The organism is Massilia alkalitolerans DSM 17462 (assembly GCF_000427785.1).
GTDB lineage: Bacteria > Pseudomonadota > Gammaproteobacteria > Burkholderiales > Burkholderiaceae_D > Telluria > Telluria alkalitolerans.
Genome location: NZ_ATYR01000024.1, coordinates 48251 through 64840, shown reverse-complemented (window position 1 = coordinate 64840; position 16590 = coordinate 48251). Strand labels below are relative to the sequence as shown.

The 16590-nt window shown below is 65.2% G+C and carries 17 protein-coding genes; 7 read left to right on the top strand and 10 right to left on the bottom strand.

Features of this window, described 5'->3' with window-relative positions:
- Positions 1-67: 67 nt before the first annotated feature.
- Entirely contained in the window at positions 68-2137 is a 2070-nt protein-coding gene (locus YWC_RS31725) for a PAS domain-containing sensor histidine kinase (RefSeq protein ID WP_051306601.1), read from the top strand.
- Positions 2138-2188: 51 nt separating this feature from the next.
- Here YWC_RS31725 and YWC_RS0120185 read toward each other — a convergent pair whose 3' ends face one another.
- The 4 genes from YWC_RS0120185 to YWC_RS0120170 form a co-directional block, all read right to left on the bottom strand.
- On the bottom strand, positions 2189-2773 hold the full coding sequence (locus YWC_RS0120185) for a TerD family protein (RefSeq protein WP_027867021.1): 585 nt from the start codon (positions 2771-2773) through the stop codon (positions 2189-2191).
- Between the two features lie 23 nt (positions 2774-2796).
- On the bottom strand, positions 2797-3492 hold the full coding sequence (locus YWC_RS0120180) for a TIGR00266 family protein (RefSeq protein WP_027867020.1): 696 nt from the start codon (positions 3490-3492) through the stop codon (positions 2797-2799).
- 55 nt (positions 3493-3547) lie between these two features.
- Positions 3548-4123, bottom strand: coding sequence for a TerD family protein (locus tag YWC_RS0120175; protein WP_027867019.1), 576 nt, complete (start codon positions 4121-4123; stop codon positions 3548-3550).
- A gap of 114 nt (positions 4124-4237) precedes the next feature.
- Positions 4238-5284 carry a DUF475 domain-containing protein gene (locus YWC_RS0120170; protein ID WP_027867018.1) on the bottom strand — a complete coding sequence of 349 codons (1047 nt, stop codon included), beginning with the start codon at positions 5282-5284 and terminating at the stop codon, positions 4238-4240.
- 159 nt (positions 5285-5443) lie between these two features.
- Between YWC_RS0120170 and YWC_RS0120165 the strand changes: the two genes are divergently transcribed.
- The 6 genes from YWC_RS0120165 to YWC_RS0120140 all read left to right on the top strand — a co-directional run bounded on the left by YWC_RS0120165 (position 5444) and on the right by YWC_RS0120140 (position 11872).
- Positions 5444-6352 carry a LysR family transcriptional regulator gene (locus YWC_RS0120165; RefSeq protein ID WP_027867017.1) on the top strand — a complete coding sequence of 303 codons (909 nt, stop codon included), beginning with the start codon at positions 5444-5446 and terminating at the stop codon, positions 6350-6352.
- Positions 6353-6411: 59 nt separating this feature from the next.
- Positions 6412-7758: a hemolysin family protein gene (locus YWC_RS0120160; RefSeq protein ID WP_027867016.1), complete on the top strand. Its 1347-nt coding sequence runs from the start codon at positions 6412-6414 to the stop codon at positions 7756-7758.
- A 113-nt stretch (positions 7759-7871) separates the two neighbouring features.
- Positions 7872-8687 carry an alpha/beta fold hydrolase gene (locus YWC_RS0120155; protein WP_027867015.1) on the top strand — a complete coding sequence of 272 codons (816 nt, stop codon included), beginning with the start codon at positions 7872-7874 and terminating at the stop codon, positions 8685-8687.
- A 4-nt stretch (positions 8688-8691) separates the two neighbouring features.
- A complete protein-coding gene (locus tag YWC_RS0120150; RefSeq protein ID WP_027867014.1) occupies positions 8692-10287 on the top strand; it encodes a hybrid sensor histidine kinase/response regulator in 1596 nt (531 codons plus the stop codon).
- Between the two features lie 332 nt (positions 10288-10619).
- The gene (locus YWC_RS0120145) at positions 10620-11042 is read left to right on the top strand and encodes an HIT family protein (protein ID WP_027867013.1); all 423 of its coding nucleotides are present in this window, start codon (positions 10620-10622) and stop codon (positions 11040-11042) included.
- A 74-nt stretch (positions 11043-11116) separates the two neighbouring features.
- A complete protein-coding gene (locus YWC_RS0120140) occupies positions 11117-11872 on the top strand; it encodes a TerC family protein (RefSeq protein ID WP_027867012.1) in 756 nt (251 codons plus the stop codon).
- Here YWC_RS0120140 and map read toward each other — a convergent pair.
- The 6 genes from map to cyoE form a co-directional block, all read right to left on the bottom strand.
- Positions 11869-12636: a type I methionyl aminopeptidase gene (gene map / locus YWC_RS0120135; RefSeq protein ID WP_027867011.1), complete on the bottom strand. Its 768-nt coding sequence runs from the start codon at positions 12634-12636 to the stop codon at positions 11869-11871. The two genes, YWC_RS0120140 and map, sit on opposite strands and share 4 nt — an antisense overlap.
- Positions 12633-12875, bottom strand: a complete 243-nt coding sequence (locus tag YWC_RS30115; RefSeq protein ID WP_051306611.1) for a ParD-like family protein — start codon at positions 12873-12875, stop codon at positions 12633-12635. Before YWC_RS30115 ends, map begins: the two co-directional genes overlap by 4 nt.
- Positions 12876-12942: 67 nt before the next feature.
- Entirely contained in the window at positions 12943-13758 is an 816-nt protein-coding gene (locus YWC_RS31720; protein WP_051306600.1) for a DUF6624 domain-containing protein, read from the bottom strand.
- Positions 13759-13849: 91 nt separating this feature from the next.
- Complete coding sequence (locus YWC_RS0120120) at positions 13850-14917, bottom strand: AI-2E family transporter (RefSeq protein WP_027867010.1); 1068 nt, start codon at positions 14915-14917, stop codon at positions 13850-13852.
- Between the two features lie 176 nt (positions 14918-15093).
- Positions 15094-15684, bottom strand: coding sequence for an SCO family protein (locus tag YWC_RS0120115; RefSeq protein WP_027867009.1), 591 nt, complete (start codon positions 15682-15684; stop codon positions 15094-15096).
- Position 15685: 1 nt separating this feature from the next.
- A complete protein-coding gene (gene cyoE / locus YWC_RS0120110) occupies positions 15686-16579 on the bottom strand; it encodes a heme o synthase (RefSeq protein WP_027867008.1) in 894 nt (297 codons plus the stop codon).
- Positions 16580-16590 lie beyond the last annotated feature (11 nt).

Sequence of the window (16590 nt, the reverse complement as noted above, 5' to 3'; positions counted from 1 at the left end):
GACATCATGCGCAGCCGGATCCGCAAGCACCGCGGCTTGCGCACCTACCTGACACGAACAACGAACCATGTACTCCACCCCAGAAACGGGCCTGAGTGCCGCCTCCCCCACCTATCCCGAGGTCCGCTTCCGCGAACTGTTCGAGCAGGGGCCGGGCAGCATCCAGCTGCTCGACCCGGAGGGTTACACCATCCGGGTGAACAAGGCCTGGGAAACGCTGTGGCACATCTACGAAGGCAGCGAGGTGAAACGCCACGTGCTGAGCAGGGAGTACAACGTGCTGCGCGATCCTCAGGTCGTCGAGGCGGGCATCACGCCCTATCTCCGGCGCGCCCTGGACGGCGAATCCGTCACCATCCCGGCGATCCACTACGATACGACTGCGATCGGTGTGCCCGGACGCTCGCGCTGGGTCACCGCACGCGCTCACCCCATCAAGGATGGCGAGGGACGCGTCGTCGAAGTCATGCTGATGCATGAGGACATCACCGAACACGTCGAGGCCGAGACGGCATTGCGCGAGCGCGAGGAGCGTTTTCGCACGCTCGCGATGGCAAGCTCGCAGATCGTCTGGACCAATACCTCCGACGGGCGCGTGCTGAACGATTCGCCCTCGTGGCGCGCGTATACCGGACAGACCTACGAGGAATGGAAGGAATTCGGCTGGCTCGACGCAGTCCATCCGGATGACCGCGAGCGCGCCTACCGGATATGGATCGACTGCGTCGCCAGCCGCTCGGTCTACGAGACCGAATACCGCCTGCGCCGCGCCGACGGCGTGTACCGCTGGACCGCGGTCAAGGGCATCCCCATCCTCGATGGACAGGGTGGCGTGCGTGAATGGGTCGGCGCCAACCGCGACATCCACGACACCGTCATGGCACAGGAGGCCCTGGCCGGGCGGCTCGACCGCGAGCAGCGCCAGTCGGCCCTGCTGGCCAAGGTGGCAAGCGCGTCGCGCACGCTGCACACGGTCCTGTCGGTACCCGACATCGCCGAGGTGCTGGTGCAGGAGGTCCGTGCGCTTCTCGACGTCCACCAGGCGGTCGTCTCCCTGACGGAAGGCGACAACTGGACACAGGCCATCAATGCGGTGTCCCTGTCGGAAAAATATGCGGCGTATCGCGCCTTCGACGCCCGTACCGAGGGCAGCGGCATCTACGCCGAGGTGTGCCGCACCAATACGCCGATGCGCCTCACCCAGGCGGAACTGGAGGCGCACCCCGCCTGGAAGGGTTTTGGCCGGCATGCCGCCGGCCATCCGGCCATGCGCGGCTGGCTGGCGGTGCCGCTCATCAACCGACAGGGGCACAACATCGGCCTGATCCAGGCGTCGGACAAGGTTCATGGAGACTTCACCGAACAGGACGAAGCCATTCTGGTGCAACTGGCCTCGATCGCGGCCAACGGCTTCGAGAACGCCCGCCTGTACGGTTCGCTGCGCGAGCAGGAGCGGCGCAAGGACGAATTCCTGGCCATGCTTGCCCATGAGTTGCGTAATCCGCTCGCACCGATCTCCTCTGCGGCAGAACTGCTGAAGATTTCCACGAGTCCGGAGCGCATCCGTGCATCGAGCGACGTGATCGCGCGCCAGGTGCGGCACATGACCTCACTGGTGGACGACCTGCTGGACGTGTCCCGTGTCACCCGCGGACTGATCAAGCTCGACCAGGCCCTGGTCGGCATCAGGCCGGTGCTTGCCAATGCGGTGGAACAGTCACGGCCGCTGGTCGCCGCGCGCGGCCATGCCCTGACGGTCGAGGTGGCGCCGGAGCTGGCCACGGCACGGGTGCATGGCGACGCCACGCGCCTGGTGCAGGTGATCGCCAACCTGCTCAACAACGCCGCCAAGTACACCCCGAGCGGCGGCACGATCTTTCTCAGCGCGGAGCGCATCGGTGAGCGCGTGCGGCTGTGCGTGGAGGACAACGGCATCGGCATCGATAGCGGGCTGCTGCCGCAGGTGTTCGACCTGTTCACCCAGGCCGAAAGGACGCCGGACCGTTCGCAGGGCGGCCTGGGCATCGGCCTGGCGCTGGTGCGGACCATGGTGGCGCTGCACGGCGGCGAGGTGCAGGCGCACAGCGACGGACCGGGCAAGGGGAGCACCTTTACCGTCTGGCTGCCGCTGGCGTGAATACAAAAAAGCCGGGGCAAGCCCCGGCTCTTCAATACGTCAACGCGACGATCACAGGTGCGGCGTGATCAGCGGCATCAGGTCGTCGAAGGTACGGCCCGAGCCGTTTTCGCCGATCGCATGCATCTTCCACTCGCCGTTGTGGCGGTACAGCTTGGCCATGATCTGGGCCGTGTGCGAGCCCTGCACCGACAGGTTGAAACGCGCCACTTCCTGGTTGTTGCCGGCATTGAGCAGGCGGCAGTAGGCGTTTTCCACGGTCGAGAAGTTCTGGCCGGTGAAGCTGTTCACGGTGAACACCAGCGCCTTCACGCTGGCGGGCACGCGCGACAGGTCGACCTGGATCTGCTCGTCGTCGCCGTCGCCGGCGCCGGTGCGGTTGTCACCGGTGTGGGTGATGCTGCCGTCCTTGCTCTTGAGCTGGCGGAACCAGACTACGTCGATCGGACGGTTCGATTCGTCGAACATCACGACCGATGCGTCCAGGTCGACCGGCTGGCCGGCGCCGCCGCCGAAGCCGAAGAAACCCTTCGACTTGGCCACGTCCCAGCCCAGGCCCATCGTCACGCGGCTCAGTGCGCCGCCGGCTTCCTTGTCCAGCGAAATCTTCTGGCCCTTGCTCAGGTTTACTGACATATCGTTCTCCCTTGTTGTTAACTTCAGCGCGCCGGCGTCTGCATCCAGGCCTTGAATGCCATCCGGTTGCGCGAACATACATACACCCGACCTTTGCCCGAGAAGCGCAATACCATGCCCTCGCCGCTGGTCTGGCTGTTGATCAGGTTGCCCAGGAAGCCGCCACTCTGGCCGGTCGTGATCGAGATCTCGTAGCGCAGCCCGCTGTCCCAGCAGACCACGTGCGAGTTGTCGATGATCGCGTCCTTGCCCGGTTCCACCTCCAGCATCGACATCGAACCGAAGCCCGACACCACCACCTGGCCGCTGCCGGTCGTCTCGGTGACGAAGAAGCCGCCGCTCTGCGCGAACAGGGCGTTGCCGAGACTCTGGGTGCGCACCTTCAGGTCCACGCCCGAGGTGGCGGCGACAAACGCGCCGTCGCTGATGATGTACTGGTTCGGACCGCAGTCGATGGTCTGCATCGCGCCCGGCAGGGTCGGCGACAGCAGGCAGTCGCCGTCGCCGCGGGTCGCCTCGATGTGCTGCTGGAAGAAGGACTCGCCGTTGGCGAAGGTGCGCATCAGCGCGCTGCCCAGGCCGCCCTTCATCTTGCCCTTCAGGTCGAGCGTCGACTCCATCATCACCATCGCATCCGATTCGCAATAGATGGTTTCGCCGCGCCGCATCGAGACATGCAGGAAGGGATCGACGTCCCCGGTCACGGTAAATACTGGCATGTGGACTTCCTTTCGTAAGCGGCCCGCACCTGGCGCGGGCCGCGAGCATTGTTATTTAAACGTTGACGCCGTAGTTCTTGGCGAGAGGCCCGAGGCCGCCCGCGAAGCCCTGGCCGATCGCGCGGAACTTCCAGTCGGCGCCGTTACGATACACCTCGCCGAAGATCATCGCCGCTTCTGTGGAGCTGTCTTCCGACAGGTCGTAGCGCGCGATCTCGCTATTGTTGGCGGCGTTGATGCAGCGGATGAAGGCCTTGCCGACCATGCCGAAGTTCTGGCGGCGCGCTTCGGCGTCGTGGATGGTCACGGCCAGCACGACCTTGTCGACGTCCGCCGGCACCTTGCTCAGGTCGATCGACACGGTTTCGTCGTCGCCCTCGCCTGCGCCGGTGGTGTTGTCGCCCGAGTGGACCACCGAGCCGTCGGCCGACTTCAGGTTGTTGTAGAAGATGAAGTCGCCATCCGAACGCACCTTGCCCGACGAGTTCAGCAGGAACACCGCGCCGTCGAGGTCGAACGCTGCGCCATCGGTGGCGCGGGTGTCCCAACCGAGGCCGACCTTCAGCTGGGTCAGGCCAGGAGCTTCTTTCGACAGGTTGACGTTGCCGCCTTTTTGCAGACTGATTGCCATGATTGTGACTCTCCTAAAAAATACTTCTGAACACCGGGGGTAGTAGCACAGCGAGCTGGTGTTCTGCCACTCGCCGTGCGGTTCTTGCAGGGCAGGCCAGGCCTGCCCCTTGTTTTAGGCTTCGAGTGCCGCGTGCTTCTTCTTGTGCTGGATCGAGCTCCACAGCGAGGCCAGGATGAAGGCCAGGCCAACGCCGCCGGTGATCAGCTCAGGCACGTGCATGTGCATGCTGACCAGCATGATCACGGCCAGGATACCGATCGCATAGTGCGCGCCGTGCTCCAGGTAGACGAACTCGTCGAGCGTGCCCTGGCGCACCAGGTAGACCGTCATCGAACGCACGAACATCGCGCCGATCGCCAGGCCCAGCATGATGATCACGACGTCGCTGGTGATCGCGAAAGCGCCGATCACGCCGTCGAAGCTGAACGATGCATCCAGAACTTCGAGGTACAGGAAGCCGCCGATACCGCCGCGCTTGACCATCTCGCCCACGTCGCTGCCCGCATCCGACTCGCTCTTTTCGAGCAGGCCGGAAATCATGTCGACACCGATGTACACCACGATGCCCCACAGGCCGGCGATCAGGACGATCATCTTCTGGCCTTCGGCGATCCAGCTGGTCGAGTACATCAGCGCAGCCAGCGCCACCAGCACCGAGATCGAGGACACCTTGCCGAGCGAGCCGATCTTGCGCTCGATGTTGCCGAGCCAGTGCACTTCCTTCTCGTCATCCAGCATGAAGTTCAGGAACACCAGCAGCAGGAACATGCCGCCGAAGGCCGCCACTTCCGCATGGTGCTCGGTCAGGTGACCCGAGAACTCCTTCGGATTCGTCAAGGCCAGGTTCCAGACCTCCATCATGCCCAGGTCGGCCGCCACGGCGACGATCACCAGCGGGAATACCAGGCGCATGCCGAACACGGCGATGATCATGCCCAGGCCCAGGAACAGCTTGAGCCAGAACTCGTCCCAGCCTTTCAGCACCGAGGCGTTCACCACCGCGTTGTCGAAAGACAGTGAGACTTCCATGACCGACAGGATTGCCGTCACGCCCAGCGCCGTTATCATGCCGGCGACGCCACCATGGTCGTAACCCCACCAGCCTGCCAATGCCATACAGACTGCGGTCACGATGAATGACCACGTAAAGTGCTTCATGTTGTCGTTTCCCCTTATTTTTCAGTTAAGTTTTTTGAATATGCGATGAGTTGTTGTGTCAGTATCTTTTTTCGTCCAGAAGACCTACGCAGTATGAGGGCTGGGCGAATATTGAAAAAGCGAAGATAATCGAAGAATTACTTCGCAAAAACAGAAGATATGAACCATACGCCTCCGAATTTCCGCCACCTGTACTACTTCTGGGTCGTCGCCAAGGAAGGCAGCATCACGCGCGCCGCCGAACGCCTGGGCCTGGCGATCCAGACCGTCAGTACCCAGCTGGCACAGCTCGAACTGTCCCTCGGCAAGTCCCTGTTCACCCAGCAGGGCCGGAGACTGACTTTAACCGAGGCCGGGCGCCTGGCCTTGTCCTACGCCGACCAGATCTTCCTTCTGGGAGAGCAGATGCAGGAAGCGCTGGCCGAGTCCGATAGCGCGCGCACCCGCCTGACGGTCGGCATTTCCGATTCGCTGCCCAAGCTGACCGCCTACCGGCTGCTGGAAATCGCCACCCAGCTGCCGCGCCCGGTGCGCATGGTCTGCTACGAAGGCGAATTCGACGAACTGCTGGCCGACCTGGCCCTGCACAAGCTCGACGTGGTGCTGACCGACCGCGCGGTGCGCTCGGGCACGACGCTGCGCGTGTTCAGCCACCTGCTGAGCGACAGCGAGACCATCGTGGTCGGCGCGCCCGGCCTGGTGAAGGACTGGGGCGCGGACTTCCCGCGCTCGCTGAACGGCGCGCCCTTCCTGCTACCGACCCGCAATAATGCCTTGCGCGGCAAGATCGACGAATGGTTCGAGCTGCAGGGCGTGCGTCCCGACATCGTCGGCGAGTTCATGGACAATGCCCTGCTCAACACCTTCGGCCGGCGCGGACTGGGGCTGTTCTTCGCTCCGGCCGCCCTGGTCCACGACCTCGAGGAGCAGTTCAACGCGCTGCTGGTGGGGCGGGTGCCGCAGGTGCGCGAGCACTTCTATGCGATCTCGAACGAGCGCAAGATCAAGCATCCGGCCGTCGAAGCCATCCTGTCCGCAGTGCACAAGGGGGTATTGGCCGGCACATGAGGAAGGCATGAGCGGTACAATGATGTCGGCTATTGCCATTTTTTAACTAAATCTCTTCAATGGAAAACTTTCTGTTCGTCGTTCTAGCCCTGTTCCTGGTGGCGCTGAACGGCTTCTACGTGGCGGCTGAATTCAGCATCGTCACGTTGCGCAAGACCCGCGTACACGCCATCGCCAGGACCACCGGCCTGCGCGGACGCATCCTCGGCAAGGTCCACGGCCAGCTCGACGCCTACCTCTCCGCCTGTCAGCTCGGCATCACCCTGGCCTCGCTGGGCCTGGGCTGGGTCGGCGAACCGGCCTTTGCCAGCCTGCTTGAACCCGTATTCGCCTTGCTGGGCGTGACCTCGCCCGAGCTGATCCACGGCGTCTCCTTCGTGGTGGCCTTCTCTGTCATCTCCTTCCTGCACATCGTGGTGGGCGAACTGGCGCCCAAGTCGCTCGCCATCCGCCTGCCCGAAGAGGTGGCGCTGTGGTGCGCCATCCCGCTGTACGCCTTCTACTGGGCAATGTATCCGGCGATTGCCCTGCTCAACGCCAGCGCCAACATGGTGCTGCGCGTGGCCGGCCTTGCCGGCAGCGGCAGCCACGACACCCATTACTCGACCGACGAGCTGAAGATGATCCTGCGCTCCAACACCAGCGCGCCGGGCGAGAAATTCACGAACGACGAACGCAACATCCTGGCGCAGTCGCTCGACTTCACCCAGCTGGCCGTGTCCGACCTGATGCGGCCGATCAACGAGGTCAGCGCCCTGTATGCCAGCCGCTCGCTCGAGGAAAACATGGAGACGGTGCGCCGCAACCGCTTCTCGCGCTACCCCTACTTCGACGAGGAAGGCGAGGAAGTGCTGGGCGTGATCCACCTGAAGGACCTGTTCTTCACCCAGCAGGCCGGGCGCGCCATCACCGACCTGACCCAGCACCTGCGCCCGGTCGAGACCATCTCGGCGCGCACCAAGGCGCAGGACATCTTCCGGCGCTTCAAGAGCGGCGCCCCGCACTTCGCCCTGATCGGCGAAAAGGGCAAGCGACCGGTCGGCTTCATCACGCTCGACAACCTGCTGGGCGCCATGGTGGGCGAGATCCGCGACGAGTTCCGCATGAACGAGAACGACTGGATGTCCCAGCCCGACGGCACCTGGATCGGCAAGGCCAGCCTGCCGATCTTCTCGCTCGAGCGCCTGCTCGGGATCGACATCGACAACGAGGAGATGGGCCTGGACGACGTCGAATCGGTGGGCGGCCTCCTGATGGCCAAGCTGGGCGACATCCCCAAGCAGGGGCAGCGCATCGGCTTCCCGCAGTTCGACGTGGTGGTCAAGAAGATGAACGGTCCGCGCATCCTCCTGGTGAAGGTCTTTCCAAAGGGCGAGCGCGAGGACGGGCACGACGAACGCGACTGAAGGCTTGAAACCTTTCCAGCATTGAAGTATACAAAGTTGTTGCGCTTGCAATACTCCTGACGCATACTCGTGGACGACGGGATTCCCGGCGGTAGCGACCACGAGGAGCCATGATGTCCCTGCAAGTACGCAACAACGTGCATGTTTCCGGCCAGGGCGGGGCCACCATGCTGTTCTCGCACGGCTTCGGCTGCGACCAGGTCATGTGGCGCTACCTGGCGCCCGTCTACGAAAACCGCTTTCGCGTCATCACCTACGACCTGGTCGGCAGCGGCCGCTCAGACCTCTCCGCCTACGACCGGACGCGCTACGCCGGCCTGCACGGCTATGCCGGCGACCTGCTGGAGATCCTCGACGAATTCGCGACCGGGCCGGTGATCCTGGTCGGCCACTCGGTGAGCGCCATGATCGGCATGCTCGCCGCCATCGAGGATCCGGGCCGCTTCGTGGCCCAGGTGATGGTGGCGCCCTCGGCCTGCTATATCAATGACCTGAGCAAGCATCCCGGCTATGTCGGCGGCTTCGAGCGCGAGGACATCGCCGAACTGCTCGAAACCATGGGAGCGAACTACATGGGCTGGTCGAGCAGCCTGGCGCCCGCCATCATGGGCGCGCCCAACCGCCCTGCCCTGCGCCAGGAACTCACCGACAGCTTCTGCCGCAACGATCCCGACATCGCCAAGCACTTCGCGCGCGTCACCTTCCTGTCCGACCACCGCGCCGACCTGCCCCGCTCCACGACGCCGGCTTTGATCCTGCAGTGCAGCGACGACCTGATCGCCCCACGCAGCGCCGGCGAGCACCTGGCCCGGCACCTGCCCCGCTCCCAGCTCCACGTGATCGACAACATCGGCCATTGCCCGCACATGAGCGCGCCGACCGCCAGCTCGCGCGCGATCGACGCCTTCCTGGCCGCCACCCTGGACTGAAGCCATGGACAGCGCCGCCACTTCCCTTGACGCGCTGTACGACGACGCTCCCTGCGGCCTACTGCTGGCCGACGCCGACGGCCTGCTGCTGCACGCCAACGCGACCGCCTGCGCCTGGCTGGGCTTCACGCTGCCGGAACTGGCCGGGATCGTGCGCATCCAGGACCTGATGACCGTCGGCGCGCGCCTGTTCCACCACACGCACTGCGAGCCGGTGCTGCAGGCGCGCGATTCGGTGGCCGAACTGCAGATCGACCTGCGCCACCGCGACGGCACCCGCCTGCCGATGCTGGTCAACATCGTCCGGCGGCGCGAAGCCGGCCCGATGGGCGATGCCATCCGCGACCAGTGGGCCCTGTTCATGGCCACCGAGCGCCAGTCCTACGAACGCGAGCTGCGCAACGCGCGCCGCGCCGCCGAGGAAGCGCTGGAAGCGCGCCGCGGCGCCGAGCTGCAGCTGCAGGCCCTGAACGCCGCGCTGTCCGAGGCCGACCGGCGCAAGGACGAATTCCTGGCCACGCTCTCGCACGAGCTGCGCAACCCGCTGGCGCCGCTGCGCAGCGCCCTCGAGGTGATGCGCCATTCCACGATGGCGGAGGACACCAGCGCGCGCCTGCTGTCGGTGTTCGACCGCCAGCTGCACCACCTGACCCACCTGGTCGACGACCTGATGGAAGTCTCGCGCATCACCCAGGACAAGATGGAACTGCGGCGCGAGACCGTGGACCTGGCCCTGCTGGCGCGCGCCGCCGTGTGCGACACCGCCGGCCTGATGGAGCAGGCCGGGCACAGCTTGTCGGTCGAGTTGCCGCCGCATCCGGTCACGGTCGACGCCGATCCCACGCGCATCAACCAGGTGGTGGTCAACCTGCTCACCAACGCCGCCAAGTACACCCCCGACGGCGGGCGCATCGCGCTCTCGCTCGCGATCGACGACGGCATGGCGCTGCTGGCGGTGCGCGACAACGGCATCGGCCTGCCGCGCCACGCGCTGGCGAGCGTGTTCGACATGTTCTCGCAGCTTGAGCCGGCGCTGCAGCGTTCTCGCGGCGGCCTGGGGATCGGGCTGTCGCTGGTGCGCGGCATCGTGGACCTGCATGGCGGCAGCATCGCCGCCGAGAGCGAGGGCGAAGGCCGGGGCAGCTGCTTCACGGTACGCCTGCCGCTCGCCCAGCTTGCCGCGCTGCCGGAACCGGCGGCGGCGCCCCTGCCTGCGCCGGCGCGCATCCTGGTGGTGGACGACAATGCCGACGCCGCCGAGATGCTCCTGATGGCGCTGGAACTGTTCGGCTGCGAGGTGCGCGCGGCCCACAGCGCCAGCGCCGCGCTGGCCATGGCCCAGGAGTTCGCGCCGGAAGTCGCCTTGCTCGACATCGGCCTGCCGGACCTGAACGGCTACGAGCTGGCGCGGCGCCTGCGCGCAACGACGGCAGGCCGGCACATGCGCCTGATCGCCGCCACCGGCTGGGGCCAGGAAAAGGACCGCCAGCGCGCCTTCGACGCCGGCTTCGACCACCATCTCACCAAGCCGATCGACTTCGAGCGGCTGCGCAGCGTGCTGGGGTCCGGCCACCATCATGGCCAGAGCCTGTCCGGCTGATCCCGGCCGGCGCTCGGATCGTCTGCGAGGCACGCGAACCGTAGCAGTGACAATGTGCAAATTTTGACCTGCCTCCACGGTGCTATGCTCAGCGCTTCTGCGTTGACATGGGTTTCCCGAGGCTCCCAGCGGGAATCTGGGGTTTTTCCCTGGTGAGCGGCATTTCCGTTCCGGGCGGCTTCTACTTCCTTGGCGCCGTCGTCAGCGTCCTCGTCTTCTGGACTTTTTTCGTATTCATGGAACGTGCTGGCCTGGGACCGTGAGCTAACATAACAAGCGCCCGGCCCGGACTTTGTCCGTCAGGCGCCGATCGACTTCGACGGAGCAAGCAAATGGAATACGATCCCAACAACCCGTTTGCCCGCATCCTGCGCGGCGAACTCCCCTGCATCAAGGTCTACGAGGACGAGTACACGCTCGCCATCATGGACATCATGCCGCAGGCCCCAGGCCATGTGCTGGTGCTGCCGAAAGAGGCGGCCGTCGAGCTGTTCGGCCTGTCCGACGACGCGGCCGCAGCCTGCATCCGCAGCACCAAGAAGGTGGCGGCCGCGGTCAAGGCCGCGATGGGCGTGCCGGGCATCATGGTGGCCCAGTTCAACGGCAGCGCGGCGGGCCAGACCGTCCCGCACGTGCACTTCCACATCGTGCCGCGCGAGGAGGCGGCGGCGCTCCGGCCGCACGCCGCGGTGCCGGCGGATACCGGGCAGCTGCAACAAATCGCCGCCCGCATCGTCACCGCCCTGCAGGCCTGACCGGGTGGCGCCGCGGCTGTGCTCTGCATAATGCGGCAGGCTGCTACCATGGCATTTTTCATAACGGAGCGGCCATGGAACTGCTAGCGGACCCGAACGTCTGGATCGCCTTCCTCATGCTGAGCGCCCTCGAGATCGTGCTCGGGGTCGACAACATCATCTTCATTTCGATCCTGGTCGGCCGCCTGCCGCCCGAGATGCGCGACAAGGCAAGGCGCCTGGGCCTGGGCTTCGCCATGGTCTCGCGCCTGCTGCTGCTGTTCTCGCTGAGCTGGGTGATGGGGCTCACTGCGGACCTGTTCAATGTATTCAATCAGGGCATCAGCGGGCGTGACCTGGTACTGCTGTTCGGCGGCCTGTTCCTGCTCTACAAGGCCTCGCACGAGATCTTCGTCGAGGTGGAAGCCAAGGACCAGGCCGGGCCGCAGGACGTCGCCGGCACCGCCGCCGCGGCGGCGGCGACCAACAAGCTGTTCTGGAGCATCATCGGCCAGATCGCCGTGATCGACATCGTGTTCTCGCTCGACTCGGTCATCACCGCAGTCGGCATGGTGGACCAGATCAGCGTGATGGTGGCGGCCGTGATCTTCTCGGTGCTGGTGATGCTGGTGGCGGCCAAGCCGATCGGCGACTTCGTCGACCGCCACCCTTCCGTCAAGGTGCTGGCGCTGGCCTTCCTGGTGATGGTCGGCATGGCGCTCACGGCGGAAGCATTCGAAGCAGACATCCCGAAAGGCTATATCTACGCCGCGATGGCCTTCTCGCTGGTGGTGGAAGCGCTGAACATCCGGGCCCGCGCCAGGCGCAAGGCCCTGCCGCCAAGAATCTAAGCTTGTATCGTCTCGCCGGGGCGCAGGGTCAGGACCCGCACGCCCTGGCGCGTGACCGCGACGGTATGTTCGAACTGCGCCGACAGCTGGCCGTCGCAAGTGACGACGGTCCAGCCGTCGTCTTCGGTACGCACGGCATGGCGCCCCTGGTTGAGCATCGGTTCGATGGTGAAGGTCATGCCTTCGCGCAGTACCAGCCCGGTCCGCGGCCGTCCCCAGTGCAGCACCTGGGGCGGCTCGTGCATCTCGCGCCCGATGCCGTGGCCGCAGTAGTCGCGCACCACCGTATAGCCATGCCTGCGCGCGTGGCGCTCGATGGCGTGGCCGACGTCGCCCAGGCGCGCGCCGGGACGCACGGCCCGGATGCCCTTCCACATCGCCTCATAGGTCACCTTCACCAGCCGCTTCGCCGCCGGCGACACCTCGCCCACCAGGTAGGTCTTGCTGGAGTCGGCGATGTAGCCGTTCTTCTCGAGCGTGATGTCGAGGTTGACGATGTCGCCGCTCTGCAGGATCTCGGTGTGCGAGGGCACGCCGTGGCAGACCACGTCGTTGCGGGAGGAATTCAGCGCATAGGCATAGCCGTACTGGCCCTTGCTGGCCGGACGCGCGCCCAGCGCATCGACGATGAAACGCTCGACCAGGTCGTTCACCTGCATGGTCGACATGCCGATCAGGTTCAGGCTGTCGAGATGGGCGAACACGCCCGCCAGCAGCCGGCCCGATTCGGCCATCAGCGCAATTTCTTCAGGCCGCTTGGTCATGCCGCCGCCGCCTTGACGGCGTCCGGCGGTCCTCCCGCTACCCGCACGTTTTCCGGCGCCACCCCGGCAGCCTTCAGCTCGCGCCCAACGATCTCGTTAAAGCTCATCGTCGGGTTCATCTCGCACAGCATCCCGATCTTGATCCAGAAGGCCGCCTGCGCGTTGATCGAACGGCAGGACACGCTGCTCGCCTTGCGGATCTGATCATGTACTTCGTCGTCGATATTTACGATTCCCACCATAATCTCCATATACGTTCCATATATGGATTATATACGCATTAAGGACAAGCACAAGTGATGCTGGTCAATCCAGCTGTTGCTCGCCCTTGGGCGTGTAAGTCAGCCCAAAGCGCCTGGCGTAGTCGGCCAGGGGCTCCAGGCCGATGCTGCGCCGGCGTTCGTCGACCCGGGCTTCGTCCTCGATCGGATCGAAGCGCGGCGGATCGCCGCTCAGCTGGCTGCCGTACAGCTGGGGCTTGCCCTCGCCAAGGCGGACGCGGTCCTCGAGCATTGCAAGGTGGCTGCCGAGGGCATCGCTGCGCCCCACCGCGTCGCGTAGCAGCGGCAGGTATTTGCGCTGGCTGGCCGGATCGGCGTGCTGCAGGACGGCGAACGCGGTCTGCGAGGCCGCGCCGGCGAAGCGCAGGCCGGGCCAGCCGAAGCTATCGATGATCTCGGCCAGCCGCTTCATGTTGGCGACGTCGATACTCGTCTGCAGCTTCCATTCCTCCGCGCTGAGTTCACCGGTCAGCGAACGGCCGCGGTACAGCTGGTCAGGTCCGGCCATCGCTTCGAGGTCGCGCACGGCCCGCTGCCGTTCGGCGCTGATCGCTTCGGTACTGACCACCAGCTCGTCGCCGAACAGGATGACTTCTCCGGCCGGGATCGTGATCCGGCCCTGCACGTTGCCGGCATAGCGGAGCTGCTTGTCGCCCGTGTCGACACGGTTGGCCACGGCCGAGGTCTTGACCTTGGCGCCGATCGGGAAAATCAGCCCGCCGACCGGTTTGCCGCCGGCATGGACGGAGATCGTGGTCTGAGTCAGTCCATCGTCCGCCTGGGACGTTTGGGCGATGCAGGCAAGGATGGCCAGGTGCAGGCAATGCGCGCGCAGTCTCATTCGAAGCTTCTCCAGCTGAAGTACGGGCGAGGAGTCTAGCAGCTGCGAATGACAGGAAATCTCACGCAATGCCACGGCTTGCGGGCGGAGTCTAGGCGCCGGCATCCTGGCGGATCACCCGGTCCGGCGTGCCGGTCCAGTCGGTCATCAGGGAGTAGCCGACCGCCAGCAGGGTCGGCCCGATGAACATGCCGACGAAACCGAAGGCGATCACCCCGCCCAGCACGCCCAGCAGGGTGAGCAGGAAAGGCAGGCTGCTGCCGCGGCTGATCAGCATGGGACGCACGACGTTGTCGACGCCGCTGATCAGGAAAGTGCCCCAGATCACCATGAAGATTGCCCAGCCGGTCTCGTGATGCAGGAACAGCCAGAAAGCCGCGCCACCCCAGATGATCGGCGGGCCGACCGGGATCAGGGACGAGATGAAGACCATCACCGACAGCAGCGGCACCGCCGGCACGCCCGCGATGGTGAAGCCGATCGCCGCCACCACCGCCTGCGCCAGCGCGGTGCCGAGCAGGCCGTACATGACGCCGCGCACCGTCTGGCTCACCGTGTTGGCGACCGATTCGGCGCCCTCGCCCATCACGCGCCGCATGGTCACGGCGATCACCTCGAGCAGGGCCTTGCCGTCGCGGTAGAAGAAGAAGCTGACGAAGGCGGCCAGGCTGAGCTGGACTACGCCGGTGCCGAGCATCAGGCCGCCGGCGATCAGGTAGCGCCGCGCCGGCTCCAGCATGCGCTGCGCCAGTGCGATCATCTGCTCGCGGCTGGCGACCAGCTCGCGCAGGTAGTTATCGATCGTTGCGCCCACCAGCGGCAGTTCGCGTATCCAGGACGGCGGAATCAGTTCACGGTGCTCGACCGCCGTACGCAGTTCGCTGAAGCCCCTGGCGACGTCGTCGACCAGGTTGTAGGCGACCATCGACAGCGGGATGATAACGAGCAGAGTGAGGGACAGCGTCATGGTCAACGCCGCCAGGGTACGGCGCCCGCGCATCGCGACCTGCAGGCGCAGGTAGAGCGGCCAGGAGGAGATCACGACGCAGGCCGCGAACAGGATCGCGGCCAGGAAAGGCTTGAGGACGTAAAGGCAGCCGAGCGTCAGCAGGACGACAATGGCGATGCGGGTGTAGTTCCTGCCCTGGCGTTGTTCCATGCCGTCCCTGTCAGATGGTGTTTACACCATCATAACAGCAGACTTGTTAAGGATGACGTAGGGTGGGCGGGTCTCCCGCCCACGCGGTGATTGTTTATAGCAAGATCATCCGGCACGAAAGCGGAGCCCCGTGCAACCACCGCGTGGGCAAGGAACTTGCCCACCCTACTGTAGCGTTACAGGAGCTGGCGCAGGTCCGATGCGATTGCACCAGGTTCGGCTTCGTGGCGCACCAGCAGGCGCACCCTGCCCTCGCGGTCGAACACATAGCTGCCGGTCATGTGGTCCACCGTGTAGTTCTTCGGGTCGTCGCCGGACGGGGTCTTGGAGTAGAACACCTTGAATTCCTTGGCCGTGCGTGCAGTGGCTTCGGCGTCGCCGCGCAGGCCGATAAAGCTCGGGTGGAAGGCCGGCACGTAGGCATTCAGCAGTTCCTGGGTGTCGCGCTCCGGGTCGAGCGTGATGAACAGCACCTGCACGTCCTTGCTTGCCGGGCCGAGTTCCTTCATCACGGTGGCCATCTTGGCCATCGTGGTCGGGCACACGTCCGGGCACTGGGTATAGCCGAAGAACACCACGACCAGCTTGCCGCGGAAGTCCTGCAGCGTGCGCGGCCTGCCGGTATGGTCGGTCAGCGAGAAGCCCTTGGCGTAATCGAGGCCGGTGATGTCGGTATTGACGAAGGCCGGGGTCTTGTTCGACAGCTTGTCGCAGCCGGCGGCCAGCACCGCCGCGGACAGCATCAGGGCGGTCAGCAGTTTTTTCATGTCAGAACTTGAAGTAATGGTCGACCAGCAGCGCCGCGAACAGCAGCGACAGGTAGACGATGGACCAGGTAAAGGCATTACGCGCAGCCATGTCGCTGTAATGCTTGTGCACGCGCCACGAATGGCGCAGGAAGACCGCGTTCAGCACGACGGCAGCGGCCAGGTAGATCAGGCCGCTCATGCCGACGGCGAAAGGCAGCAAGGTAGTCGCCGCCAGCGCGATGGTGTACAGCCACACCTGCAGGCCGGTGTACTGCATGCCGTGGGTAATCGGCAGCATCGGCAGGCCGGAGCGGGCGTAGTCCTCGCGGCGGTACATGGCCAGCACCCAGAAGTGCGGCGGGGTCCAGACGAAGATGATGAGCACCAGCAGCCAGGCTTCCATCGGCACGTCGTTGGCGACGGCGGCCCAGCCCAGGGCCGGCGGCATGGCGCCCGACAGGCCGCCGATGACGATGTTCTGCGGCGTGGCCGGCTTGAGCAGCATGGTGTAGATGAAGGCATAACCGACGAAGGTCACGAAGGTCAGCCACATGGTGAGCGGATTGACGAGGAAATACAGTACGCCCATGCCCAGGCCGCCGATGATCGTCGAGAAGATGATCGTTTGGGTGCTGGTGAGCTCGCCCATGGCAGTGGCGCGGCGGGCCGTGCGCGCCATGCGCGCGTCGATCTCGGCCTCCACCAGGCAGTTCACGGCAAAGGCGGCGCCCGCCAGCAGCCAGATGCCGGCGGTGCCGGCAAGCAGCACCTGCCAGCCCGGGAAACCATCGGTGGCAAGGAACATCCCGATCACCGCGCAGAACACGGCCAGCTGCGTGACCCGCGGTTTGGTCAGGGCCCAGTACTGGGCGATGCGGCTCTGGGGTTTATGGAGGGCTGTCTGGGTCGTCATCGATGGGCTGC